General features: G+C 53.6%; 25 protein-coding genes, 1 tRNA gene and 1 pseudogene. 5 read left to right on the top strand and 22 right to left on the bottom strand.

Annotation, left to right across the window (positions count from 1 at the left end):
• Positions 1-364 precede the first annotated feature (364 nt).
• The 21 genes and pseudogenes from FDP13_RS04520 to FDP13_RS04425 form a co-directional block, all read right to left on the bottom strand.
• Positions 365-913 carry a hypothetical protein gene (locus tag FDP13_RS04520; RefSeq protein WP_143838805.1) on the bottom strand — a complete coding sequence of 183 codons (549 nt, stop codon included), beginning with the start codon at positions 911-913 and terminating at the stop codon, positions 365-367.
• 168 nt (positions 914-1,081) lie between these two features.
• Positions 1,082-1,876 carry a TIGR02642 family protein gene (locus FDP13_RS04515; RefSeq protein ID WP_143838804.1) on the bottom strand — a complete coding sequence of 265 codons (795 nt, stop codon included), beginning with the start codon at positions 1,874-1,876 and terminating at the stop codon, positions 1,082-1,084.
• A gap of 56 nt (positions 1,877-1,932) precedes the next feature.
• The gene (locus tag FDP13_RS21615; protein WP_199886298.1) at positions 1,933-6,072 is read right to left on the bottom strand and encodes a hypothetical protein; all 4,140 of its coding nucleotides are present in this window, start codon (positions 6,070-6,072) and stop codon (positions 1,933-1,935) included.
• An 11-nt stretch (positions 6,073-6,083) separates the two neighbouring features.
• Positions 6,084-6,377: a hypothetical protein gene (locus tag FDP13_RS04505; protein ID WP_040000354.1), complete on the bottom strand. Its 294-nt coding sequence runs from the start codon at positions 6,375-6,377 to the stop codon at positions 6,084-6,086.
• A gap of 5 nt (positions 6,378-6,382) precedes the next feature.
• Positions 6,383-6,667: an AlpA family transcriptional regulator gene (locus FDP13_RS04500; RefSeq protein ID WP_143838802.1), complete on the bottom strand. Its 285-nt coding sequence runs from the start codon at positions 6,665-6,667 to the stop codon at positions 6,383-6,385.
• Positions 6,664-7,188 carry a hypothetical protein gene (locus FDP13_RS04495; protein ID WP_143838800.1) on the bottom strand — a complete coding sequence of 175 codons (525 nt, stop codon included), beginning with the start codon at positions 7,186-7,188 and terminating at the stop codon, positions 6,664-6,666. Before FDP13_RS04495 ends, FDP13_RS04500 begins: the two co-directional genes overlap by 4 nt.
• 516 nt (positions 7,189-7,704) lie before the next feature.
• Entirely contained in the window at positions 7,705-10,422 is a 2,718-nt protein-coding gene (locus FDP13_RS04490; RefSeq protein ID WP_143838798.1) for a TOPRIM and DUF927 domain-containing protein, read from the bottom strand.
• Between the two features lie 10 nt (positions 10,423-10,432).
• On the bottom strand, positions 10,433-11,065 hold the full coding sequence (locus FDP13_RS04485) for a hypothetical protein (protein ID WP_143838797.1): 633 nt from the start codon (positions 11,063-11,065) through the stop codon (positions 10,433-10,435).
• Positions 11,062-11,280 carry a hypothetical protein gene (locus FDP13_RS04480; RefSeq protein ID WP_040000359.1) on the bottom strand — a complete coding sequence of 73 codons (219 nt, stop codon included), beginning with the start codon at positions 11,278-11,280 and terminating at the stop codon, positions 11,062-11,064. The genes FDP13_RS04485 and FDP13_RS04480 overlap by 4 nt, the downstream gene beginning before the upstream one ends.
• The gene (locus FDP13_RS04475; protein ID WP_040000360.1) at positions 11,277-11,462 is read right to left on the bottom strand and encodes a hypothetical protein; all 186 of its coding nucleotides are present in this window, start codon (positions 11,460-11,462) and stop codon (positions 11,277-11,279) included. Before FDP13_RS04475 ends, FDP13_RS04480 begins: the two co-directional genes overlap by 4 nt.
• Positions 11,455-11,655 carry a hypothetical protein gene (locus FDP13_RS04470; protein WP_040000361.1) on the bottom strand — a complete coding sequence of 67 codons (201 nt, stop codon included), beginning with the start codon at positions 11,653-11,655 and terminating at the stop codon, positions 11,455-11,457. Before FDP13_RS04470 ends, FDP13_RS04475 begins: the two co-directional genes overlap by 8 nt.
• Entirely contained in the window at positions 11,645-11,821 is a 177-nt protein-coding gene (locus tag FDP13_RS21610; protein WP_199886297.1) for a hypothetical protein, read from the bottom strand. Before FDP13_RS21610 ends, FDP13_RS04470 begins: the two co-directional genes overlap by 11 nt.
• Positions 11,814-12,002 carry a hypothetical protein gene (locus FDP13_RS04465; protein ID WP_143838868.1) on the bottom strand — a complete coding sequence of 63 codons (189 nt, stop codon included), beginning with the start codon at positions 12,000-12,002 and terminating at the stop codon, positions 11,814-11,816. Before FDP13_RS04465 ends, FDP13_RS21610 begins: the two co-directional genes overlap by 8 nt.
• Positions 11,995-12,192: a host cell division inhibitor Icd-like protein gene (locus FDP13_RS21760; protein ID WP_143838867.1), complete on the bottom strand. Its 198-nt coding sequence runs from the start codon at positions 12,190-12,192 to the stop codon at positions 11,995-11,997. Before FDP13_RS21760 ends, FDP13_RS04465 begins: the two co-directional genes overlap by 8 nt.
• A 26-nt stretch (positions 12,193-12,218) precedes the next feature.
• A pseudogene (locus FDP13_RS21960) lies at positions 12,219-12,434 on the bottom strand (ash family protein); the annotation flags it as partial.
• A 112-nt stretch (positions 12,435-12,546) separates the two neighbouring features.
• A complete protein-coding gene (locus FDP13_RS04450; protein WP_143838795.1) occupies positions 12,547-13,377 on the bottom strand; it encodes an antA/AntB antirepressor family protein in 831 nt (276 codons plus the stop codon).
• Between the two features lie 14 nt (positions 13,378-13,391).
• Entirely contained in the window at positions 13,392-13,808 is a 417-nt protein-coding gene (locus FDP13_RS04445) for a hypothetical protein (RefSeq protein ID WP_143838793.1), read from the bottom strand.
• The gene (locus tag FDP13_RS04440) at positions 13,808-14,014 is read right to left on the bottom strand and encodes an AlpA family transcriptional regulator (RefSeq protein WP_143838791.1); all 207 of its coding nucleotides are present in this window, start codon (positions 14,012-14,014) and stop codon (positions 13,808-13,810) included. The genes FDP13_RS04445 and FDP13_RS04440 overlap by 1 nt, the downstream gene beginning before the upstream one ends.
• An 87-nt stretch (positions 14,015-14,101) precedes the next feature.
• Positions 14,102-14,971, bottom strand: coding sequence for a hypothetical protein (locus FDP13_RS04435; protein WP_143838789.1), 870 nt, complete (start codon positions 14,969-14,971; stop codon positions 14,102-14,104).
• A gap of 33 nt (positions 14,972-15,004) precedes the next feature.
• Entirely contained in the window at positions 15,005-16,219 is a 1,215-nt protein-coding gene (locus FDP13_RS04430) for an integrase arm-type DNA-binding domain-containing protein (RefSeq protein WP_035343240.1), read from the bottom strand.
• 165 nt (positions 16,220-16,384) lie between these two features.
• A tRNA-Arg gene (locus FDP13_RS04425) sits at positions 16,385-16,459 on the bottom strand.
• Between the two features lie 498 nt (positions 16,460-16,957).
• Here FDP13_RS04425 and mlaA point away from each other — a divergent pair.
• Together mlaA and mqo are read left to right on the top strand one after the other, a co-directional pair.
• Positions 16,958-17,719, top strand: a complete 762-nt coding sequence (mlaA, locus tag FDP13_RS04420; protein ID WP_143838787.1) for a phospholipid-binding lipoprotein MlaA — start codon at positions 16,958-16,960, stop codon at positions 17,717-17,719.
• A 402-nt stretch (positions 17,720-18,121) separates the two neighbouring features.
• The gene (gene mqo / locus FDP13_RS04415; RefSeq protein WP_143838785.1) at positions 18,122-19,693 is read left to right on the top strand and encodes a malate dehydrogenase (quinone); all 1,572 of its coding nucleotides are present in this window, start codon (positions 18,122-18,124) and stop codon (positions 19,691-19,693) included.
• Between the two features lie 87 nt (positions 19,694-19,780).
• Here mqo and fadL read toward each other — a convergent pair whose 3' ends face one another.
• Positions 19,781-21,040, bottom strand: a complete 1,260-nt coding sequence (fadL, locus tag FDP13_RS04410) for a long-chain fatty acid transporter FadL (protein WP_033576367.1) — start codon at positions 21,038-21,040, stop codon at positions 19,781-19,783.
• A gap of 383 nt (positions 21,041-21,423) precedes the next feature.
• Here fadL and FDP13_RS04405 point away from each other — a divergent pair, with 383 nt between their 5' ends.
• From FDP13_RS04405 to fadJ, 3 genes are all read left to right on the top strand, one after another.
• Positions 21,424-21,720: a YfcZ/YiiS family protein gene (locus FDP13_RS04405; RefSeq protein ID WP_012769078.1), complete on the top strand. Its 297-nt coding sequence runs from the start codon at positions 21,424-21,426 to the stop codon at positions 21,718-21,720.
• A 276-nt stretch (positions 21,721-21,996) separates the two neighbouring features.
• The gene (fadI, locus tag FDP13_RS04400) at positions 21,997-23,310 is read left to right on the top strand and encodes an acetyl-CoA C-acyltransferase FadI (protein WP_143838865.1); all 1,314 of its coding nucleotides are present in this window, start codon (positions 21,997-21,999) and stop codon (positions 23,308-23,310) included.
• Positions 23,307-25,505: a fatty acid oxidation complex subunit alpha FadJ gene (fadJ, locus tag FDP13_RS04395; RefSeq protein WP_143838783.1), complete on the top strand. Its 2,199-nt coding sequence runs from the start codon at positions 23,307-23,309 to the stop codon at positions 25,503-25,505. The genes fadI and fadJ overlap by 4 nt, the downstream gene beginning before the upstream one ends.
• Positions 25,506-25,764: the final 259 nt, after the last annotated feature.

The following is a 25,764-nucleotide window of genomic DNA, read 5'->3' as shown; positions in this document are numbered from 1 at the left end:
GGGTCAGTCAGCAGCATAAGTGTATAAAAAAAGATCGAACCTGTCATATACACAATTTTATACACATAATTGCCGGGCTTCTATAGGCTTTCGTTGGACGGGATAAGACTGGGTATTTTTCTTTTTACTTGTTTTTAAAGGATTTTTAGACTTGCTGAGAAGGTGTGCCCCCGACAGGAGTGTAACGAAATTTATATTTGTTTGATTTTAATGATTTTATTTCTGTTTTGTTTTAATGGATACCCCAAAAATACCCCCGCATGGTTTTGTGTGAATTGCTTTTGACTGTTTTTTGTTCGCTCGCAAATCAAAAAAAAGATTGGCTCTGTAACAAAATAACTCCCCCAAACAGAAAACCAACACATCACTTGCGCTTTCCATGTACTAAATTCTGTCGGGCTTCCCAGCACTTCATCCTGAGCCGGATCAGTTCCAGATATTTCCGGCGGAACGTATCACCGCGCATACCTGCGGGTTTTGGAAGTCTGGACATGTTAAACCCCACCCGAGCGATCTGATTCCAGTAATCCGGCCACAGTTCCAACTTCGCCATATTTTCCATGCGTGCCAACCGCTGCCAGCGTTTTAACTGGTTTTCACTTTGGCTGGCATAGCAAAGGCCGGAGCATGTTCGGCAGGTGAGCCTATCCGAATCAACGTACAGCTTGGTCGCACGCTTTCCGCATTGGGGGCATTGATACCAATAGCGTGTGCCGTAACTCACTTGTGTGGTGACAAGAGACAGGGAAAAAGTGTTTCCGTTGAGGGTAACAGTAAAACCGTCATCACACCGTTTGAAGGTTGCGTGGATGATGGGTATGTGAAGGTTAACGGAAACGTTTTTCAGGAGGGTGAGGGCATCCAGCCCAATGGAAGGAAGTGATGTGGTGTAACGCCGTGTTCGATTGCGCAATTTTCCCCCGTGATCAATACGAAAAGATCTGCGAACGCCTGCGCAACTGCGAATTGCACATAATGGACAAGATCAGGCACAGCAAGGGATAGAGGCTGTTTGCGAATTCCGGTGCGCTCCGTTTTTGCGAATTGCGCAGTGCTGCGAATTGCGCAATTTTTTGCGCAGTTACACCTGTGCGTTTTCTTCCTGTCTAACTTTTCGTTTTAGCTGTTCGATAGCCTGGTGATATTCCACATCCAGCCAGTTAAGGCAGTCATTGACCAGCGGCAAATAGTTCGCCAACCATCTTGCCTCATCAATTTTTATGCCGGCTAAAGACAGCGATTTCCTGATATCGTCGGTTGTGGATACCAAGCGGCCGGCGCCATCACATTCAGGGCATTGATTGCCTGGCTTTTTGGCTTGCTCACCTGAGCCTTTGCAGCATGGGCATATATCGCTATTACCGGCTTCCTGTTCTGACCACTGCCGGAGTGAGGCTTTCTCTAACGCTATCTGGTTGTTGAGCGTGGCGGCGCGTTCCTGCGCTATCTTGCTGCTGGTTTTGTTCTCAAGGCGTTTTTTCTCTGCATTGAGGATGCCGATCAGGTTCTTGGTGCGAACTGCTTTGGCGCCATAGCGGCGTAGCAAGCTGGCACGTCTGGCGAGTTGTGGGGGCAATGGACGGCAGACTGCCAGATTAATAGCCAGCAGACAGACCGCTACCGCATGATCCGGTATGTTCCGTTGTGAAGGGACCCACTCTTTAACCGCAACTTGCAATCTGTCGCCGGCAGGGGGATCTGATTTATATCTCAGCATGAGCAAGTCATAGCCTACCGGGTGGTGTTTGCTGGCGGTGGATAACGCCCCCAGATACTGATCACGGCCTATTTTCCCGCTACCACGGCAGGATGAGGTAAATGCGCCGGTGCTTCTGGCTTCGTGTAAACGTAAAGTGTGTTCAATTATGCTGGTCATAGATTCCTGCTGATATTGGTTTATAAGGGGGGAAGCGAGCTTGTGTAATGGGGCGTTTACTCTTCTATCCCCTGAGTAGTAGCCGTAATCGCACGGTTTACTGCGTCAAGGTTACGTTCAAATACGGTGCTACCTTTAGGGGTATTCGCCAGCTTTAGCAGCGCATCCCGCACCGGTTGGCTTTCGTATAACCGGCCAAATGCGCCATAGGTTCCCATCGTTCCGATAACTTTCGCGGCGAGTACCGGCCCGCCAAATATTCCTGCCAGTCCCGGCCCCATAACGGAACCTATCTGTGCGGCCACCTGTCCGTTAGGCAGGGTCACTGATGCCTGAGAGGCGCGTTGCGTACTCTCCAGGTAACGCGTCAGACCGGTAAGGTATTGCCGTTCTTCGCCTTTAAAAAATATCCCTGTATGTTCAGAATATTTTTTAAGCCTTAGCAGGAAGCGATCCGGGGAGGCTTCACCCTCCAGTGCTTTGGTAATCAATCCGGCGCGGGCGGCTTGTCGGCCTCTGTTGTCAAGAGAATCGTATAGTGCTCTTACCTGGCTGGGTTTACTATCAAACAGCATGGAATTGACGCTTTCCGGCGTGATATGGCCTTTTTCCAGAATACCCTTTAACTTCGTTCCCTTTACCTTACCCGCTTCCTGAGCATAAACCGCTTTGGCGTGAGCCCAGCGAAATGCCTCTTTTTCCCCCAGAGCGTCATTTACTGCGCTATTGAGGTCTTTGGTCATGGCTTCATAGACGCGATTAACGGATACAGCGGAACGATCCGGCATCGCCATACGTTCCCCTTTCACATCCATACGAAATTGTGTGCGCAGATCATCCAGCAGGCTAAAATTGACGTTTTCTCCCGTTAACTCGTCCCGATAATCCTGCAGGCGATTAATGGTGGCCTCATCACGGGTTTTTCCCATTCTGGATAGCTGCGCAATTTCGTTATCAATCGCGTCGATCGCACGTTGTGGCTGAACAGCGCCGGCGCTGTCCATCTTGTTTCTGATGTCGTTAAAGCGCTCACCCGCGGCACGCTTAAGGGCTGTATTCTGTCCTTTGATGCTCTGAACCACATCAGCGGGGGAGTAAATACCGTATCGCTGTGAAAACTCATCCACCAACCGGGAGCGCGCCATTTGCTGATCTGCACGAATTTGCCCCGTACCCACAACAGGGATTTTCTCCGCATTGGCCTGAACTGAGCGACCGATAAAGGTTTTCGGCGGCATCATGTCGCTAGTCATTAGCGGAGCGTTATTCTGTTTCGCGTAATCGATAGCGGCCTGGGCTTCTGGGGCGATAGTGCCTTTAAGCGCACGATAACCCGCGCCAGCCGCATTACCGACAACGCGAACGGCGCCGCCGACAGCGGTGGACACGCCTAAATCCTCCGCCAGTTCAGCCGCATCATTCAGCCCGCTGTTTTCCGCCAGTGCGCCTACCGTATTCTCTGCGACCAGCCCGGCCAGTCTTGCGCCTGCGCCGGTTGCTGCTCGCGTCGCTCCCTGTACCGGATTGACCAGGTACGGTAACGCATCAGCCGCGACCTGTCCCGCTTCGGTCTGTGGCCGCATGGACTCAGGAAGCGAGAAACGGGCGGCAGGGGTGTAGGTGCCATCACCGATCCCCATTTTTCCGCCGGCCCATGCCGCGGCACTTTGCACCGCATCGCCAGCCATAGGAATGATATTGGCGACGTTAATCCCAGCCTGAGTAATTGCGCCACCTGCCTCAGACACCCCAAGCAAGCCATCCTGCAACAAGCTGCGTGCTTTTGGCGCTTGCTGGGCAAACTGCGCGTAGGGATTTTCCTCTTGGCTGGTGGCTGATATGTCTTGCGGAGAAGCCGGGGTAGCAAACTGTGCGTAAGGGTTGGTTTCTTCTGTCGGAACATTGACACTTACTGGCTGTGGCTGTGGCTGTGGCTGTGGCTGTGGCTGTGGCTGTGGCTGTGGCTGTGGCTGTGGCTGTGGCTGAGACGTGCTGGCAAACCCTTCTACAGCCTCCCTCGTCATGCCATCTCCGTTAAGCAGGTATTCCCCGCTAGGGACAGTTACAAAGAGCCGCCCCTGTTCGTCTTGCCTGGTACTGCCGCCAAACTTATTCGCTATCTGCTGGGCGATCTGCTGTTGCTGCTCTGGCTTCAGGAGTTTCAAAGTCGATTTCATCGAGTCCCAGTTCACAGTGCTGAACTCTCTGGCCGCGCCCATTTCGGGATGAATACCCGACTGTCTGGCCTGCATCATGATACGTTCCTGAATTGTCGGCTCCACGGTGGCGGTAACAGGCTGTTGCGGGGATGCCTTCATACTCTGTGCGTATTGGGGGACGTCTGGGACGGGTTCGGGCTGACCACTACCGATCAGCCCTTCATCTTTTGGGGAGGCGCGCTCCCCAATATAGCGCTGGCTTGCTCCCTGCCCGAATGTCTGATCGAACAGATGAGCGGTATCCGGACGCTGACGCAGCATATCAATTGCTGTTTGCGGTATTGCCGGATGACTGGGCGGTACACCGGCGCCAGGTGCCGTTACACCATTAGACTGGTTCGGGGATGCGGGCTGTTGTTGACCACCGGCAGACGGCAAGCGAACAGCATAACCACCTTCCACTTTTTCCACCGTCGCGCCTGGCATTTTCGCCCATTTGCTGGCGTTGGCCACACGCTCATTAGAAAAGGGTTTGCCGCCGAATGTTTTCAGCTCGCCTTGCTCCTGCCCTTGATGGGTGTTCATCCCGTAAGCAGTCGCATAACGATCACGCTTATCCGTCAGAAAGGTTTTTAGGTCATTGGCGCGGCGGATAAATTCTTCTTCGGACTGGCTAGCACTTAATCCCGACACGGCAATACGGGCTTGCTCCCCTTCAGCGTTAGATAATGCGCCCATGCCACGCAATGCCTGAATAGCGCTAAGGAAGTTCTGTCCTCCAAATTGCTTAAAGCGAGTATCCCAACTGGCTGCGTCAGTGCCTGGAATATGCTTGCTCACCACACCCAACCCAGCGCCTACAGAAGTGCTAAAGCCCGGATCGGTTAGCAGGCCGTCAATGGTCTTGATTTGCTGATCATACGTTTCAACCACGTCTTGCCTTTGCAACTTGCCATCTGTAGACGCTTGCTGCTGTTTCTTCATTTCACCAAGATATTTTTGCCGCTCCATACCTGCGTTGTTGTAATCGTTGACAATCTCAGCTGGAGATTTCCCGGCGGATATCTGCTGAAAGCGGATGTGTTGCGGCACCTGCATGTAGTCCTGTACTGGCATAAAAGGCGCGTTCGGGTCAGGTTCGGTGTACGGATTAGCCTCCTTAAGGTTGGGTTGTGTCATTCCCAGCAAATGAGAGCGCTGCGCCAATGTCCTCATAATTTGCTCACTGGAGAGCGGCAACGGCGGGTCATTGGGATCGGTGGAGCGGTTGCGCGTGATCGGAGCCTGATATGTGGAGCCATCGCCCCGAGTGACGGTCACGCCAAAGTAAAAATTACCGTTACCGGAAGGGTCTGGCATGATATGCGTTAATTTCCGGTCTTTCATCGGCTTGCCATCGTCAGCCAGTTCACCCTGCTTTATGCTTAACTCTGGGCGTAGCATCTCATCAGCGGCAGATATGACTGCCGGGTCGTCTGCACTGATTTGACCAGACATCAGCGCCGGCGCACGTGATTTGAGATACAGAGCGCTTTGCGCTGCTTTAGGGCTGGTCAGATAATCCGGGTTTAGCGCAGTGTAAAAATGTTGCGCATCAGGAGGAAGCTGTGACCACAGGCGCGTGGCTGTCTCCTTATCTCCCGCACGGGCTGATAGCGTTATCCCTTCAGCCAGATGCCCATATCGAGTGGTCATTTCCTGTAGCTGCTGCTGGCGCTGTTGTCGTTTTTCGGCAGCCTGAGAAACAGCCAGCGTCCCGGCAGAAATATCTACCCGGCGATTATCCAAAATGCGATCTTTCGCTTTATTCTCCTGTTCAATTTTCTGTTGCTGAACCAAATTATTGTAATCGCGCTCATCAGTAGACTGGCGCCAGTTCTGGGTGTTTACCGCCATTTCATAATTTCGATCGGCATTCTTCTGTTGCTGGTCGATCATTAACCGCCGCAATTCCGATTCTTCCCGGCGTTGTAGCGCATTATCGACAGTGCTAAATCCTGCCAGAAAGCCGTCAGCCAATCCTCTTACATCTGCCATAAATCCCCCAATTATGAAAACAATGAACCAGCCAACAAGCCAACCGCCGCCCCAATTGCCGTACCAATGCCTGGAGCAAATGACCCCATTGCTGCGCCGGCCGCCGCCGTTGAGCCTAAAGCCGCACCACCCGCCGCGCCCATCCCGGCCATCGTGCCTTTCGTCTGATTAGCTGCCATTTTCTGCTGTGCTTTGAGTTGCTCATTCGCCGCTTCACGCTGCTGTTCCTGTTCAGCGGCTTGCTGCATACCCTGCATACCTTGCTGGCGTGTCTGTGCCGCAATATCAATGAGTCCGTATGACATCGTATTTATTCCTGCTCAAAAAGAGGTTGTGCCACCATACTTAGCGCTTCATTAAACGTTGGTTCTGGTTTTTCCAAAACTCGACGGGCGATAACCGCCGCACGGCGTTTCGCTCTGGACTGTTTAACAATCCACTCGTCGATATCGGCTTCACGCCAGCCAATCGCACGGCCTCCCGTGATGCTGAATGGTGCAGGGAATTGGCCGCTTTCCCACATCACGCGCACGGTTCCACGATCAAGAGACAGTTTTTCGCATACCGCTTTTTCGCGTAATATTTTTTCGCTCATGCCTGCATTTTCCGTTGATTGAAGCGATCGACCAGATAGCGCCGCATATCGCTGGGTTGAGGGGGGAGGGAATAAGGGTTTACGCCATTTTCTTCCGCTAATTCACGCAACTGGTAACTCGTGAGTTTCGCCAGATCAACGTCATCATTGCCGATTTTCACTACAAGGCTGCTTGCTTCGGCGTCAGCCTGCTGCTGTGCCCGTTCCTGCTGGCGGCGATTTTCGGCGGTAATCTGCCGCTGGTGTTCGGCTTCCGCCACTTGTGCAGCCTTGTGCCTGGCTTCTTCCGGCGTAGCGAATATGCCAGGGAAGCTATCCAGCAAGTACCCGGCAACAACGGGCGGAATATCCGTAGGGACTGATTGAAGAAACAGAAACGAACGGCCCCTGTAATCAACACGCTTTTCCGGTTTACCTCCGATGTAGACAATTTTCAGATCAGTTCCGCCAAACGTAGCTGCCTGCTCTTCTTTCCATTCGTCTTCTTTGCGAAGAGATTCCGCTAATTCATGAGGTTCCATCGTATTTATCCATTAAAAAAGCCTGCTGGGCGAACCATGCAGGCTTGGGGGTTATGGCAGATTGTGGGTAAAAAGATACCGGAGTGGTTTTTAAGCCATACTCCGGTATCTTTCCGCAAATTAGCGCGTATTAATGGGGGATGCAAGATGAGTATGTAGCCAGTTTGTTGGGCTGTTTTCCCCGTCTTTTATGTTCCCGCCACATTCCCCTATAGATCATTAGAAAGATGTCGGTTCGGTTGGTTCAGTTGGTTCACGGGCTGCTAAGCTGCGCCAGCACTGGATTTGTGTGAACCAACACCCCCCTAATTGCGTTGGTTCAGTCGTAATTGTTGTTGGTTCACGCATCCAGCCAGAAAATAATCGGATACATCACCCTGTTGGTTCAAATTGCCCGTTTGTTGGTTCAGTGTTGGTTCAACATCGGATGCGTTTTCCTTATAAAACAACAATCTTGACTTATTGAACCAACTGAACTGACTGAACCAACACACCTTCTACGTGTGTGAAAGCATCCTATTCTGTCGGGTCATCTTCCGGCCGATACTGAAGCACGTAGACGTTTATCTGCCGCCCATCAATGCGTGGTGACTTACGTTGATAGCCGCGCCCACTGGTGGGGGGCGTCAACATGCCCGCTCCGCGCAAGATTTCGGCAAACTGCCTGACGTTAAACCCCCTGGCGATTTCGCCCTCAAAGGTGGCCGGGAAGGTGTAGAACATCATCGGAGCGGCATCGTGCTTGCCCCTGTCCCGGTATCCGGCAAGGTCACGTATAGGCAGGTCTTGCGGGTTATAGGGCAGCGGGGCAAACCGGCTCAGGCCGTGGGCGTTCAGGAACGCTTCGCACTGCTCGATAATCTGCTGGTGCTCCTTGTTGCCGGTACCGAATTCGCGCACCCAGGCATTAAAGCTGTGCTGTATCGCATCCCGGCCAGCCTGTTCATCCCAGCCGGTAATGACCCGGCCCAGTGACAGCGCCGCGTCCATCACGGCAAAGCGGGCGGCCACCCGGTGAACCTGTTCGCCATAGTCGGCAGGAATGAGACTGCGCCAGCGTGTTTCAGCGGCTCTCACCGCCTCGATAGCCTGTTGCGGGTGGTCGGCAAGGTGCTTAATCCACGCCCGGCCTGCGGCGCCGTGGTACTGATGGCAGGCGTCTTTCAGCGCGTCGGCGTGCTGTTTGCCGTTGGCATGTTCATGAAAGCGCGTCGTTTTGCTTAACGGAATGTTCAGCAGCCGTACCAGTTGGCCCGCCTTGGTTTTTCTGCCCACGCTGGCAATGAACGTTTCCAAATCCATTTCGCCGGTACTGATTGCCACCGTGCGCCAGCGCTTTAACTCCCGGTTGCCGCCTTCTTTGGCTCCCTGCAATTTGCCGACGCCGTTAAACAGTGCATAGGCGGCCTGCGCCACGCTCACCGGGTCGGCGCCCTGGCCGACTTCATCCAGCGGCATCAGCGCGTCGTTGTGGGCAGCGGCTTCGTTCGCCAGCCCCAGCGCGGTGCCGTACCACGTCAGGCGCAGTAACTCCGGGTTCCCGTACAGGCTGGTGGCAACACTGGCGGTGGTGGTTTTCCCGGCGCTCGATTGTTCATAGAAATGAATGCCGAATCCGTCAGCGCCCACCAGGCCGATTAACGGGGCGGCCAGCGCCGCCGCCATACCGGTCATCATGGCGTAGTTGCCCCCGGCAAGGCGGGCCACGGTGTCGCGCCAGTCTTCTGCCGTGCCGCTGACGGTGTAGCCTGCGGCGGCCGCGCTTCGCCCGCTGAACAGTACCGGCCTGTCAGGGGTGCCGATGATTTCCCCGTCCGGCATGAGGTAAGCCCCACACTGCCAGCCGGTCGCGTGGGCGATATGCCAGATATCCCGTGCGGCACTGCGCTGGAGCCAGTCGGCCAGAATGGCACGCAGGCTGTTTTTGGTGGTGACGTTCACGCCGCCGTTTTTCAGCGTTCGCCAGCCCTCGCGCTCACCGATATCCGCCAGCGGAATGGCCTGTGTGGTGTCGGTCTTCGCGCCGATGGGCCGCCAGCGCATTATCAGGTACTGGTCTTTGTCGTCCCGGCCAATGCCCACCACTGCCAGCGGGGAGCACAGCCAGCTTTCATTGTTGATAATCTCGCCGCTGTCTTTATCCACTTTGGGGGTTACCCAGAACACCCCATCCCGGCGGCTTTGCACATGTGGCTTTAACGGGTCGCTATGCGTTGGCTTGTCGTCGTCCGGTTCGTCCGGTTCGTCCGGTTCATCCGCTGGCGGTGAATACAGTGAGGCGGCAAACGCCTGTGTCGCGGCCATCAGCCCGTATTGCTGGCGGTAATCGTCCCAGTCAGCCTTTTCATCGGTCGGCGGCAGGGCCACCTGGCCGTTCACCGCACGGGCGGCTTTCTCCGCCCAGTCTTTCCCTGTGTTCGGCGTATCCGGTTTGATGTCGTTATCGGCGGCCAGAATGATACGAGCGCTGGCATACCGGGTGCGCATGGCCTTTGCCACCGGCACCATGTTGCCCGCGTCGATAGCGGCGAGGGTCAGCGCCTCCGGGCGCATCCGGTGAACGCTTAATGCCGTCGCCAGCCCTTCGGCAATAATCACCGTATCGGGCTGTTCTGAGGCACTAATAACGTGATATGCGCCACGTTTGGCGGAATCGGCCACCAGTCGTTTAGTGCCATCGGGGGTTATTGTCTGTGCGGCGGTGGTGGTACCGCTGGCGTCCTGTAACGTCAGCAGCAGGGTGCCATCGGGCAGCAGCGGATACGACAACCCGGTTAAGCCCTTTCCGGCCAGATAGGCAGACTCCCCCGGCTGTGCCTGTGCGGTCAGTTTTTTCAGCCGGGCGGCAAAGCGCCGGGCTTTTTCTGCGGTACGGGCCTGCTCGTCGGCAGAGGGTGATTGCCGGGTATCATGCTGGCGCGTGTCCGGCGCCGGCGCATCGGCTGCCATTCCCAGCACGTCGGCCACCAGGCGGGCGGCGTCTGCCGCATGACACTGGCGAACGTTCATCACCAGCGCCAGCCCGTCACCGGCTTCCGGGTCACAGTGGCGGCAATGCCAGGTGCCGCGCCCGTCCAGATTATCGAACTGGAAACGGTCTTTGCCGCCACAGGCCGGACAAGGGGTAAGCGTTGTTGGATGACGGGGAACCTCGATCCCCAACTGGGAAAGTACATCAGGCCAGCGGCCCACCGCCGAGCGGGTCACTTCACGGATAAAATCGATATTACGCATTCCATTGCCCTCAGTGCGTCGCTGGTGTGGGTGGTAGCGCACCGTTATTGCGCATCTGAATAAATTCATCGTGCATATCGGCCAGTATTTCCCGCCCCATATCGGACAATTCAGGCGCCGTGCTTTGATGATTGAGCATTCCCTGATAGAACAGAGTGGCGTTTTTAGTGCCTTGTTCACGTCCAAATTTCCCGATCAATGCGCCCTCGATATTATTCGCCATCGCAAAGCGCTCCGTATCAGGGTAAACATACATGGTGCCGTGTTTCCCTCGGTAGAGAGCCCCGTTATTGCTGCCGTTGCCTGTAACACCTTGCTCACCGTTGATCCGCTGCTGCTCCCTTATGAATTCGTAAGCCACCAGCCAGCGCCACATTTCCAAATCTTGCTGATCATTGGGCTGGAAATAGCCTTTCTCTTTCGCTTTTGCCAGCGCATGAAACACACGCAGCCCGTTTAGGTTGTCATGGTCGTAATAGCCGCGATTCAGGCTGGAAAGGGCATAATCAAACGGGTGGCACGTTGCCACTTCGTATTTGCCTTCATCGTCCAGCGCCATAAGACAAATGCCATCAGGGGAAACATCGATATACGGGGCGCGTTCATGTTCCAGTGACAGGGGTAAAGAAATGATGTCGTTCATACGCCACTCCCTGTGCTGTGTTTGGTATTCTTTGCGGGAAAGGCACATTGCTTTGCCTCACGTTGATAGCCGTCAATCAAGTCATCCAGCAGTAAAAGCGCGATAAACGCCGTCTGGCGCACGGCTTCAGGTTGAGTGGTGTTATCGCAACAAGTCAGTAAATCGATGAGCCCACGAAGGCTGCTCATCGTGCCTTCAAGACATTGTTCTCTCATTGGGACATCTCCTTATCAAGCGATGCACGGATCTCGGCGTGAATATCGCTGGCAATACCGATAAGCGCACACAGTTGTGGGGAAACGCGCTCTTTCTCCGCCATATTCAGGATGACGTCGTACAGCGCAGAGACCTGCCCGGCACGAAATGCGGCTAAATCCAATGGAATAGCGTTATTCATGGTCTTGGCCTCGCTGTTTTTGCTCTTCCAGCAGCCATAAGGACGACGTGCCGGATAAATCGCAGGCCAGTGCTAACGCTGTCGATAAATCGCCGCCATCCAGCTCTCTGTGTGTCATTTCCAGCATCATCAGCAGAACGCACAACCTTTCGGCCTGCTGGGCTGCCTGTGTCAGTGAATGGTTATGCGCCATGTTCCACCTCGATCACTTCCGCTTTAACGCCAGCTTTACGGAACTTGCGGTTAAGGTTTTTGGCGGAGCGTTCCGCATATTCGCGGGTACGTGTTGGCGTTTCCAATGTGTATCGTGTTACCCGGCCGGTAACGGGATTGGTTTGGGTGATATGAACCTTAAACACGCTTCACCCCCGCTTGTTCGGCTTCTGCCTGGCTGGCGCGATACAGATGGTCGATACGCTCCTGCAGGACAAACAGCAGGATTTCACGCGCCTGCGGTTCATCCGTGTTGACCGCGGCATAGGCCAGCGCCCGGCACTGGTCGATGATTTCATCCAGCTCCAGCGGGGTGTTATCAAACATGGCGCACCGCCTTAACCGGCAGGCGGCCCGCGAAAAAGCAGAGGTGATCACCAGCCAGTGTGCGGCGGGCTTCGTGTTCAGAAACGGCAGGGATACGGTGAATGACCGGTTTTTGTGCGAGACAGTCGCGGCGAATTGCGGCAATAAGCCAGATAAATTGCGGTTTTGGGGTAGGGGTAGTAGCCGGCATGTGGCAGCCTCCTGTAACTGGGGTTTAAACCCACCACCGGAAACGCCAATTTCACTGGTGGTGGACTGAACAGGGTTGGCGTAACCGGCGTTACAGGAAACCGGCGCTTCCGAAGAAGCCCCCATCCAGCCCACCATTACTTTGTGAGCGGCACGGATTATACCCGCATCGCTGAAAAAAGGGTGTGCAGATGTAAGGACACAAAAAAAGACGCTCGGCGCGTCATGTGTCGCCTGTAACATTACCGGGACGCCAATCCCGGCACCAGATTTTGCTGGTGCCTGTTGAAAATAGCCCATCTGCGAAGCAAACGGCAAGCGGTTTTTGCGTCCCCTGTGGGCAACGTCGCGTAAGTTATGCATGACTCACCCCCAGCCGTTTTGCCATCCAGCGTTGAGACAACCGGGTTAATTCGGCTTTGCGCTGGGGGTAGTCCTGCCCCAGTTCAATCAGCGTGATGTTGGTCTGCTCAAGGTAGGACAGGTGCTCCAGTTGGTCGGCGCTCATGCTGTCGCGGGGTTCACCGGTTACACCATTGACCTGTGCCCAGCCTTTTGCCGTCAGGCCGCCCAGTACCAGACGGGCGATCATGTTGCTTTCAGTGGTGTAGTGGTGGGGCAAGGTTTTCTTGCCCAGTTCCGAACGGGCGATTTCCAGTGCGGTGCACATCGGTTTGAAGTAATTCGCGGCGGTCAGGCGGGCTTTGAGCTGGCGGCGAAAGCGGGCGGACACTTCCGGTACGCTACGGTGTAAGGCTTCCTCGCACTGGATGAAGTAACGACGAACGGCGCGGCCCTGTTCGTTGCGCTCCAGCATCGCTATTTCTTTAGCGGTGTCGATCGTCAGAAAGTAATCTTTGCCGGGGCGACCCGTGGGAATAGGGCTGCAAGCCTTGCTATTCGGGCTTTTCCCCAATTTTGGGGAAATCATTTTATGGACGGCATAATCACTGCCAATGGCAAAACCATATTCCCTAATCCGGTCAGTGATCCATGTGGAGAAGTCTTTGCCAATGTCCAGTGCGATATGTAACGCTTTCGCGCTCACAATATTGGTTTCGCGTTCGCCTATCCGGCCAGAAATCACCGGGATTAATTCGGCAAAGCTATGACTGGAAATATTGCTCTGGCGGTTTTCAGGGTGAGCGAGTCCCTGACCGTGAAGGTCATTGTTTTTTGATGTCATAAAATCAGGCTCCGTTAGCGGGCGGCGTAATCCGGGTACAGGCTTAGAATATGGTTTATTTCCTGCTGGGTAAGCGGTGGGTGGCCGTTAATCCCGGCGTTGCTATTGACCAGTCGAATAACGCGGGAAATATCATCACGCGTTGCAAACCGATAGCGGTAATGACTGCCGATCCCGTCGGCGTTAGGTTCGTCAATACGTGCTAACCGAATATCAAGCAGGCGTTCTAATTCCGTGGCGTAATTCCGGCCAGAAGAAAGGTGGCAGTGGTGGAGAATGTCATTCTCAGTAAAACCACCTGCGCCGGAACGCAGCATAAAAACCCGTGCGCGATGCTTTTTAGGGACTGGTTTAATGGATGTGCTGGCGGTATGATCAGAAACGTTACCTTTCTGACTGACCGCCTGTAGTGGGCGGTTTTTCATTTCCATCAGACCACCTCACCACGCGATTCAGCAATACGCTGATTAATCCAGTCATCAATTTCACTTTCAATAAACGCGACGGAACGTGAACCGATTTTTACTGGATGCGGGAAGCGGCCTTGTGCAATGAGTTTGTAGATCCATGCTTTGCTAAAGCCAGTTTTATGGCATATTTCTGGAATCCGTAGCATACGTTTAGATTGTGCGGACATTGACTATCTCCTGTAGGTGATTGAGGTCTACAGGAGTATTGAATCAAATAAAAAACTAATAGCGTCTTATGAGACAACTATTTTTCGTTAGACTGACCAATCTTTTGTCTCTTTCAAAAGCCTGTCTAGAGTGTCCTTCCCTATGCCGTCAAACTCAATTCCGTGCTTTAGTGCAAGCCGTTGTATCATTACTGCCCTATCTCTAAGTGATGCTTTAAAAAAATCATCTCCCAGATCTGGGTTGGTTTTTGCCAAAACATTAAATAAATCCGGCATTCTCCCGAGCCTCTTCTTTTTCTCTGTTTTTTTATCATTGGATACTGGATGAATATCATCTTCAAAGAAGGATGTGCCGGTATTATTTATTATTTCATATAAATCTTTTTTAAATATAATTAGCTCTGACTTATTGGTGATAATGCTATTTTCTATACGAATAGACGTATCATCATTTTTTCCTGTAATCACAGCGTTACGTGGGTCACAGGATAAATCAGTTAATACTCTAGCGTCATCTATGGTTATTTTTTCACCAAATATAACGCATTCCTCAATTGCTGATATTCTCCAAAAACCATGTAAACTTCCTTTCATGACAAGGTGAGCCAGACACAAATCATCGGAGTCCTCATACAATCTTGCTGCGTTCTCAACAACTACAGAGCCTTCGCCTTTATCTGGGATAAATGAATAATATACTGAATCCATGAAGTAATCTTTAAATCTTTCATGATGTTTTTTCATGGTTTTATTTTTTAAATCAGCAATATCAATAAATGACAAGCTGCCATGCTCACCATTCAGGTATACATATAAATTAATAGCATTAAGCGCCCACCAATGCATGAAGTCATCAATTTCGTAACCCAACAATTTAGCCGCCCTCTCTATCGTGCAAAATTCAAGATGGGGCATGTTTTTATTTTCCCAGATACTTTTTTTGTTTGAATCTGACATCGTGTTACCTCTTTTAGATTACTATCTATCCAGTTATGCGCGTTTCCCAAACGAGCCGTGAACCACATTTTCGCCGTTCTCCAGCGAGTCCATATAGTCCGCGTACCATTGGAGCATTTCGCGCCTGCCATCCAGATATTGGGCATGATTATAGGTGCCACGAATTGAGTTTTTATCGACGTGGGCAAGCTGAGTTTCAATCCATGCCGTGTTGTAGCCCTGTTCGTGAAGAATGGTACTCATGGTGTGGCGAAAGCCGTGGCATGTGACCTTTCCGGCATAACCGCTGCGTTTAAATACCTGGTTAATGCTGGCTTCACTCATTGTTTTGCGAGGGTCATTCCGGCCCGGGAACATCAGCGGATAGTTACCTGTTATCTCTCTTATCTGCTCTACGATAGCAAGAGCCTGACGTGATAGCGGTACAAGATGAGGGCGGCGCATCTTCATCCGTTCCGCAGGGACATCCCATAGCGCATTTTCGATATCTATTTCCTGCCAGGTGGCGCCGCGCAATTCACCGTTACGCAACCCGGTCAGGATAAGCAGCCGTGCGGCCAACACTACCAGCGTGCTACCAGAGTAGCCGGATAGCGCCGTAAAGAAATCCGGTAGCTCTTTAGCGATTAAGAAAGGGTGATGTTTCGATTCATGCCCTTGCATCGCGCTTATCAGGTCTGGCGCTGGGTTATACGATGCTCGCCCGGTGACAATGGCATAACGGAAAACCTCAGAGCAGCGCATCCGCACCTTTCTGGCTTGCTCAGTAGCGCCGCGATTTTCTATTTTTTTGAGTATTTCCAATAGCTCCAGCGGTTTAATTTCTGCGATCGGGCGATCCCCCAGGCGAGGGAAAACATTATTAGTGAGTAGCACCATATTTTCATTGGCATACCCGGCCGACCACTTTTTGGCTTTGCTGGCGAGCCATTCCAGCGCGATGTCCTTAAAACTATTTTTTACTTGAGCCTTGCGGGCGTCTTTTTCATCCTTTTTATTCTCGGATGGATCAGCGCCAGCAGCGAGAGCCTTTTTCGCCTTATCACGCAGCGTTCTGGCATCGGCAAGTGAGACATCAGGATATACCCCCAGTGCCAGGAGCTTTTCTTTACCCGCAATCCGATACTTTAGACGCCAATAACGTGCGCCGTTGGTGTTGACGAGCAGGTATAAGCCGCCGCCGTCTGCCAATTTATATGGCTTATCTTTAGGTTTGGCGGTATCAACCTGCCGTGCATTTAGTTTCATTTGGGGGTATCAGTTTTAGACCGAACACGGGATACCCCCAAATGTACCCCCTGAAATATGTTGATTGCAATAGATTGTAGTGGACGTTGAGAGAGTGAGATTTATCGTGAAGCCTTGGTATTGCTGAGGTTTGTTGACTTGAGTAGACGCTGAGAGAAGTGTGATTGGCGCCCCCGACAGGAATCGAACCTGTAACTAGCCCTTAGGAGGGGCTCGTTATATCCATTTAACTACGGGGACCGTGCTGGGGCTGCATTATACCCGATTTGACTGACTTCATAAGCACTTGCCGGTGCGTTTGCTCAATCTGCCACCAGTTTTGACCTGAATACCCGTCTTAATCGTGGTATCTTCCGTTTTCCTGATAGCCCTGTTATCGGGAGCTGTTGTTGCAAGTGACTGAATTAGATTGCGATCGCACAATCGGTTCTGGAATTATATCGGTGCCTGACACAGGATCTATCTCTTACGATGTTGACCATTGCATCAGCCGGCGTGGATAGCGATTGCTTTTCGGGTCAGGACATTTGTACGAACCGGACAATTCTGAAGCGCTTATGAGAGGTGCGTCACATCTGACGTCGCAATCAAACGAACGCAATTTTTCCGACAGACCGCCACCGGCGGCACGGGCAAACCAAAGCCCGGTGTATTAAAATGATAGCATGTGGCCTTGTGCGCTGGTGGCCCGATGGCAGGTTGTGCGGACTGCATGAAAGTTCAGCAGGGAGATACGTTATGAATTTTCGTCTGGGTGGTGTGGTTCTGGCGAGCGTGGTGCTTGTCGGCTGTGCCAGCTCTAAAACTTCAGCGCCGGAGCAACGCTCGGATCCGCTGGAAGGCTTCAACCGAACCATGTTCGGGTTCAACTATAACGTGCTGGATCCGTATATTGTGCGGCCTGCTGCGGTGGTCTGGCGTGATTACATGCCGCAACCTGCGCGTAATGGCTTGAGCAACTTCTTCGGCAACCTGGCGGAACCTGCCACCATGGTGAACTATTTCGTCGAGGGGAAACCCTATCAGGCGATGATTCACTTCAACCGTTTCTTCCTCAATACCTTGCTGGGTATGGGAGGCCTGATCGATGTGGCATCGATGGCGAATCCCAAACTGGCGAAAGAAGAGCCGCACCGTTTCGGCAGTACGCTCGGGTATTACGATGTGGGTTACGGGCCTTATCTAGTGTTGCCGGGTTATGGCAGTGCGACATTGCGTGAAGACGGGGGAGGCACGGTGGATACGCTCTACCCGCCATTGAGTTATCTCACCTTCTGGATGTCCGCCGGCAAGTGGGCGGTGGAAGGATTGGAAACTCGCGCCCGTTTGCTGGATTCCGATGGGTTGCTGCGTAACTCGTCCGATCCGTACCTGATGGTGCGCGACGCCTACTTCCAGCGGCATGACTTCCTGGCTAATGGCGGGAAATCCGTTCCCGTGGCTAACCCGAATGCTAAGGCGATCGAAGGAAGTCTGGACGAAATTGATTCGAATAAGTAAGCCTTTTTTTAGTATTGCACAGGCACCTGCGGGTGCCTTTTGTAACTAATTTTCTTGCCGAACCCCTTGTAGCGCACCAATCAGATTGTTTGTGAAACGTTATTTTGTTGTTGGTTTTTATTTAATTACATAAATTCATTTTTATCGTTTATGTAACAATAATAACAGCCGGTTAGAAAAGGTAACGATTCAGCTGCCCTGAGCAAGCAATTCGCATGTTGCGTAACCTGTTTTTATCTCCGCCTGTCGCCAGCCGGTTTTACGTTGCGCCGACATCATAGATGCAGGTCTATCTGCCGCTGTTTCCCGCATGGCTCAGCGCTTTTGTATCGTTATCTCGCTAATCAGGAATCACCCTTGTTCACCTGCAGGGATGACACACTGACATAACGGGACATAAATATGAAAAAACGACTGGTTACCACCTTGTGTCTGGGCGTGATAGGGCTGGCACAGCCTGTCATGGCGCAAGAAAATAACACTGTGGATGTGGTGCTGATTGGCGGCGGCGTCATGAGCGCTACGCTTGGGACGTATTTGCAGGCGCTGGAGCCGAATTGGACCATCAGCATGGTTGAGCGCCTGGACAATGTCGCGCAAGAAAGCTCCAACGGCTGGAATAATGCCGGCACCGGTCACTCTGCATTCATGGAGCTGAACTACACGCCGGAAAAAGCCGACGGTTCGATTGATATCAGCAAAGCCGTTGAAATCAGCGAGGCGTTCGAAGTCTCCCGCCAGTTTTGGTCTTATCAGGTTTCTCATCATGTGATGAAAGAGCCGGCATCCTTCATCAACAGTGTGCCGCACATGAGTTTCGTGTGGGGCGATGACAACGTGAACTATCTGCACAAACGTTATCAGGCGTTGCAACACAGCACCTTGTTCCGTGGTATGGCGTTCTCGGATAACCCGGAACAGATCAAACAGTGGATTCCGCTGGTGATGGAAGGGCGTGATCCGCAGCAGAAGATTGCCGCCACCCGTATGCCGATTGGTACCGACGTTAACTACGGCGAGGTTACCCGCCAGTTGGTAAACGGCTTAACGCAACAGGCGACGTTCAACCTGAAATTGAGCAACGAAGTGCGCGATATCAAGCGCAACCCGGACAACACCTGGCGTGTCGTTGTGGCTGACCTGAAAAACGGTGGCAAGGAAAGTGCGATCAACGCCAAGTTTGTATTTATCGGCGCAGGTGGCGCCGCACTGCAATTGTTGCAGAAATCCGGTATTCCGGAAGCGGATAACTACGGTGGTTTTCCGGTTGGCGGCGAGTTTCTGGTTACCGATAACCCGGATATCGTAAAACGTCACCTTGCCAAAGTGTACGGTAAAGCCTCGGTGGGTGCGCCGCCAATGTCGGTGCCGCATCTGGATACCCGTGTTTTCGATGGCAAACAGGTGCTGTTGTTCGGCCCGTTTGCAACCTTCTCCAGCAAGTTCCTGAAAAACGGTTCGTTGTGGGATTTGATCTCCTCGATGAACACCGCCAATTTAATGCCGATGGTGAATGTGGGGATCGATAATTTCGATCTGGTGAAATACCTGGTCGGGCAGTTGATGATGAGCGACGACGACCGGTTTGCTGCGCTGAAAGAGTACTTCCCACAGGCGAAACAGTCTGACTGGCGTCTGGCGGTGGCGGGTCAGCGTGTACAGGTCATTAAGAAAGACAAAGATCTGGGCGGCGTACTGAAACTGGGCACCGAGATCGTCAGCGACAAAGACGGCTCCATTGCTGCATTGTTGGGGGCTTCGCCGGGTGCATCGACAGCGGCGCCGATCATGCTGAGCCTGCTACAGACGGTGTTCAAAGATAAGGTAGCGACACCGCAATGGCAGAGCAAACTCAAGGAGATCATTCCGTCTTACGGCCAGAAGCTGGAAGGCAATATTGAACTCACTAATCAGATCCGCAGTTACACCAGCAGCACGCTAAAACTGGACTATATGGAAGTGAAGCCGGAATAATGCCGCCGGCATCAGCAACCGACGTGCTATTTAAAGCCAAAGGCCGCAATCGCGGCCTTTTTTACGAACCAGAGACAGGCGTTCGGGTTAGAAACTGTAGTTGAAATTCACGCCATACAGCCATGCCCGACCTTCAGACGTAAAGGTGTAAGAGGGCAGGCGACTGTTATTGGGATTGACTGGTTCGTGGATAGTCACTTTCTGGCCGTGCATGTAAGACACGCCTACATCGACCGACGCGTCTTTGTTGAAGGCGTAAGTGGTGCCGGCGCTCAGCCAGAGACGATCCTGATCCGGAATGGAGATGGTACGTTTGTCGGCAGGGACCGGGCTGTCGTCAAACGCGATACCGGTGCGGAACGTCCAGTTGTCGTCGTAGTAGTAAGTGGTGCCCAGCGCGATGCGATAAGAGTCGTGGAAGTTCTCGTCTTTCTTGAACAATTCCTGACCGTTGCTGCCGGTAGCACGCAGTTCCTGGAAGTCACTCCAACTGGTGTAGGCCAGGCTGTAGTGAACCGCCCATTGCGGGGCGACGCGGTGGTAAGCGGAGAGTTCCCACATTTCCGGCAGGTTGAGCGTCAGCTTGCCTGGAACCGTACCGCGCGACGGAGTAAGCGAGCTTCTGAAGGCACCGTTAAAATCAATATCCACCTTAGAGCGGTAGCTCAGGCCGAAACGGTTGTTTTTATCCAGTTCGTACAGAATACCGGCGTTCCAGCCGTAGCCCCATTCTTTGCCATCCAGATGGGTTATCTCAGACGTTGAACTCACACCCAGCGCCGGGCCGATTTCACCTGCGTTGCGCACAATCTTGGCATCGGCGTACACGGCGTTGACGCCCAGGCCAACGCTGAAATGCTGGTTGAGCCGATAGGCTGCGCTCAGATTCAGGTTCGAGGTTTTCAGGTCGGTTTTGCCCGCGATGGAGCCGGCGCTGAAATTGTCGCTGAATTCAGTTGCCAGACCGAAGTTGGTGGTGGCAGAGGCGCCGAATGCCCATTGATCGTTCAGCGGCATGATGAAATGCAGGTTAGGCACCCAGGCGTGCGGCGCGATATTGCCAGCGCTGGCGTCACGGCCGGTGCTGCTGGTGCCGCGCAGATCGATGTCCGGATTAATATAGGTGGCGCCGCCGGAGAAGGTCGGGCGGTCAAACAGCGTCATGGTCGCCGGGTTGCGGCTGCCGGAGGTTGCGTTGTCTGCAATGGCGCTTTCGCCTGAGAAGGCGCGGCCCAGGCCGGATGAGGAGAACTCATTTAACTGGAAACCAGCCGCCGTTGCATTGGATGCCATGAGCGCCAGCGCCACAGCAAGTGATGTTTTCTTTAACAGGACTTTCTGGCTCATGACCGAAACCTCACTGAATATTGACTACTTTTGTTAAGCGTGTAACAAGGGACGCGCATTGTAGGGGGGCTTCATGGGCTGACAAATCAGACCAGTTGCAAAAATTATAGATTCAACACTATGAAATGTTTTCTTTGGGTTCCATTTTTGTTGCCAAATTGATTCAAGAAATTGGATCTGGTTAACAAATATCATGATTATGTTTAGGTTTGTTATCCTATTTCATTGAAAAACAACGTTAATGTGTGATCTGCATCACGAGTTAACCCTTTAATCAGTAAGTGCTAGTGATAGGCAATCAGGGTGAGTAAAATGGGAGCCAGATTACATTGATAGCGTGCTTTCAGGTCTGGAAGCGCCTGTCGCCGCAGAGGAGTTTTGCCATGACAAACGCGATTAATAAATGTAGCGCAGAAGAAACCGCCGCCTGTTGCTGTGTGGATGTGGGAACCGTAATGGACAACACCGATTGCACCGCGTCCTATAGTCGTGTGTTTAGCAGCCGTAGCGAAGCGGAACAAACGCAGCAGCAACTGACGGAAAAAGCCCGTTCGGTGGAATCCGAGCCTTGTGTGATCGATGCCCGCCTGTCTGACGCGGATGGCGGGGTAAAACTGGATATGGATTTCACTTTCAGTTGTCAGGCGGAAACCCTGATTTTCCAACTCGGCTTGCGCTAATTTCCCTTCCTGTACCAACCGATCATCTGGTGCGGCCCGATTCCGGTGCCCGCCGTCTCGCTCAGCAGATAGGTTGAGCGAGGCGATTCTCCACATTTCCCGATTCGTCCGGCCCCATGATGTTTTCTACTTGTCTGGCGATGCCAAGGGTGCCTGAACGCCCGCAAGCGTGGCGCGCTTCGCTATTTGATCTCGGCTTGTTTGCATAATGTAATCTTCGGGTTAACAATGAGTTCAGACCTCATCGGCCTCTGAAAAGGGATGAATCTCATGGTTATGCGCGAAGTCACGCCGTTGCTTACCCGCCGCGGTGATCGCATTGCGATTGTCAGTGGATTGAGAACGCCGTTTGCCCGGCAAGCGACGGTCTATCATGGCATTCCGGCGCTGGAGCTGGGAATACGGGTGGTCAACGAACTGTTGCTGCGCAGCGGTATTGAGCCTGAGCAGGTTGAGCAACTGGTGTTCGGGCAGGTGATTCAGATGCCTGAAGCGCCGAATATTGCGCGTGAAATCGTACTGGGTAGCGGCCTGAGCGCGCATACCGACGCTTATAGCATTTCCCGTGCCTGCGCCACCAGCTTTCAGGCGGTTGCTAACGTAGCGGAAAGTATTTTGGCCGGCACGATCGACATCGGCATTGCCGGCGGGGCGGATTCCGCTTCCGTGCTGCCGATTGGCGTCAGTAAAGCCTTGGCGCGCACGCTGGTTGATCTGTCGCGCGCCAGAACGTTGCCGCAACGGCTGGCGTTGCTGGCCCGTTTGCGACCACGGGATTTACTGCCGGTGGCACCTGCCGTCGCGGAGTATTCCACCGGGCTGCGCATGGGGGACACCGCCGAGCAGATGGCGAAAGATTACCGCATCAGCCGTGATGCGCAGGATGCTTTCGCTCATCGTTCCCACCAGCGGGCTACGCAAGCCTGGGCTGAGGGCGTATTGCGTGATGAAGTAATGACGACCTGGGTGCCGCCGTATAAGCAGGCGGTGAGTGAAGACAACACGGTTCGCCGTGACAGTGCGCCGCCGCAGTATTCCCGCCTTAAACCCGCGTTTGATCGCCGTTACGGTAGCGTGACCGCAGGTAATAGCTCACCGCTAACCGATGGCGCGGCCGCAGTGTTGTTAATGAACGAATCCCGCGCCAGTGAATTGCGATTAACGCCGCTCGGCTACCTGCGTAGTTATGCGTTTAGCGCCATTCCGGTACAGCGGGATATGTTGGCGGGGCCGGCGTATGCCACGCCGCTGGCGCTTGATCGGGCCGGTATTCGGCTGGACGAGCTGGCGTTGATCGATATGCATGAGGCCTTTGCCGCTCAAACGCTGGCTAACCTTCACCTGTTTGCCAGCGCCGAATTCGCTCGCGACAAACTCGGGCGTAGCGCGCCGTTAGGCGAGGTCGATGAGGCGAAATTTAACGTACGGGGCGGGTCGATTGCATATGGGCATCCTTTTGCCGCGACGGGAGCGCGCATGATGACCCAAACTCTGCATGAGTTGCGCCGACGCGGTGGCGGATTAGGACTGGTGACCGCCTGCGCGGCGGGAGGATTGGGTGCGGCGATGGTACTGGAGGTGACGAAATGACCGAACCGATGTTGATGAGCCGGCCGCAGACCGATGAGCGTGAGGAACACGCTGCAATCCAACTGACATTTCGTCACGATCATATCGGCATTCTCACAGTGGATGTTCCCGGCGAAAAAGTGAATACCTTAAAAGCGGCGTTTGCTGAACAACTGCAAGCTGCGTTGTCGCAGGCGCGTCAGCACAGCGGGTTGCAGGGGATGATTATTCTTTCCGGTAAGCCGACGTCGTTTATCGCCGGGGCGGATATCGACATGCTGGATGCTTGTGCCGATGCCGCCGCCGCGCAAAAGCTGGCGGAAACCGGTCAGGAAGCGCTGGAAGCGATCGCCCGCCTGCCGTTCCCGGTGGTAGCCGCCATTCACGGCGCTTGCCTTGGCGGTGGTCTGGAGTTGGCGTTGGCTTGCGATTATCGCCTCTGTACCCCGGATGACGTGACCCGGCTTGGGTTACCGGAAGTGCAGTTGGGGCTTTTGCCGGGGGCCGGCGGTACGCAGCGGCTTCCACGTCTTATCGGCGTGGTTCGGGCATTGGAGTTGATACTCACCGGGCGCCAGTTACGGGCGTCGCAGGCACGACGCGTCGGGCTGGTGGACGACGTGGTGCCGCCCGCCATATTGCTGGAAGCGGCGTTGGGGTTTATCCGTCGGGGGAAGCGACGCGCATCCTCACCCGGCTGGCGGCATCAATTACTGATGTTGCCGTATGTACGCCGTCGGCTATTCGAACGGGTACGACGCCAGACTCAGGCAAAGACGCAGGGCAATTATCCGGCGACGGTACGCATCATTGAAGCGGTGCGCCACGGTCTGGAGCAGGGCAGTCAGGCTGGTTATCAGGCTGAAGCCCGCGCCTTCGGCCAACTGGTGATGTCGCCGGAGTCGGTGGCATTGCGGCGGCTGTTTTTTACCACTACGGCGTTGAAAAACGATTTCGGTGCGCCGGTGGCGCCCGGTCCATTGCGTCGGGTCGGCGTGTTGGGCGGTGGGCTAATGGGCGGCGGTATCGCCGGTGTTACCGCGCTTAACGGCCAATTGCCGGTGAGGATTAAAGATCTTCATGAGCAAGGCATTACCCATGCGTTGCACGGCAGTTGGCAACGCTTAAACCGGCTGGTTGCGCGTCGCCGTATGACGCCGGCGGAACAGCGGCGGCAAATAAGCCTGATTTCCGGCACAACCGACTACCGGGGGTTTGAGCACGTCGATGTGGTGGTGGAAGCGGTGTTTGAGGATCTCTCGCTTAAGCAACACATGGTGCGGGAAGTCGAGGCGGTGGTGCCGCCGCATACGGTGTTTGCCACCAATACCTCCTCACTGCCGATTCATCAAATTGCAGCGGCGGCCAGTCGACCGGGACAGATTATCGGCCTGCATTATTTCAGCCCGGTGGATAAGATGCCGCTGGTTGAAGTGATTCCCCACGCCGGGACCGATGAGCAAACGCTATCCACCACCGTGGCGCTGGCGAAAAAACAGGGCAAAACGGCGATTGTGGTGGCGGATAAAGCCGGGTTTTATGTTAACCGCATTCTGGCGCCTTACCTGAATGAAGCTGCACGCTGCCTGTTGGAAGGCGAACCGGTGGAATCGATTGACCGGGCGCTGGTGCGCTTTGGTTTTCCGGTCGGTCCGTTTACGTTGTTGGATGAGGTTGGCATCGATGTAGCGATGAAAATCGTGCCGGTGTTGGTTGCTGGATTGGGCGAGCGATTTTGCGCTCCGCCGGCGCTGGAAGCGATTGCCGGAGATAATCGTCAAGGCCGTAAAAACGGGCGCGGTTTTTATCGTTACGAATCGTCTCGCGGTGAACGGCTATCCAGCCTGTGGCGACGTCAGGAGAAGATGGCCGACCAGCGTATTTATCCGCTGCTGGATGTCACGCCAAAAGCGCATTTAGATCCGGCATTGATGGCACAGCGCTGCGTCATGATGATGCTGAATGAAGCGGTGCGTTGTCTGGATGAAGGGGTTATTCGTCATGCCGGCGACGGTGATATCGGCGCCGTGATGGGGATCGGCTTTCCGCCATTTTTGGGTGGCCCGTTTCACTATATGAATCAGTTAGGCGTCGCCACGGTTGTGGCGACATTACAGTCGTTACAGCAACGGTATGGCGATCGCTTTGCGCCGGCGGAAGGGTTGCTCCGACGCCAGCTTCAGCAGGCTGGTTTTGTTGATGGTGCAGGGTGCTGAGCGGGTACGTGGGTACGGTAGTAACCTGAACCCGCCGATGATTATCTTTTTTATTCTTTTTGAGATGAGGCGAATAATTGATTCAACGTCGGCAAGATGGTTTTTTTGAATAAGACAACCCGATCTTGTTTAAAAATTATCATTGTTGGATAACGATTCACGTTATTGGTTGAATCTGATTTTAGATTAAAATAGCTAATTGATGGTAATGCCGCGCTCGCCGCTATTCTGCGGCGAAGTGATAATTCTATTTCATTGA

The organism is Dickeya sp. ws52 (genome assembly GCF_007210685.1).
Taxonomy (GTDB): domain Bacteria; phylum Pseudomonadota; class Gammaproteobacteria; order Enterobacterales; family Enterobacteriaceae; genus Dickeya; species Dickeya chrysanthemi.
The sequence above is the reverse complement of the archived record's forward strand: the minus strand, read 5'-3'. Positions and strand labels throughout refer to the sequence as shown.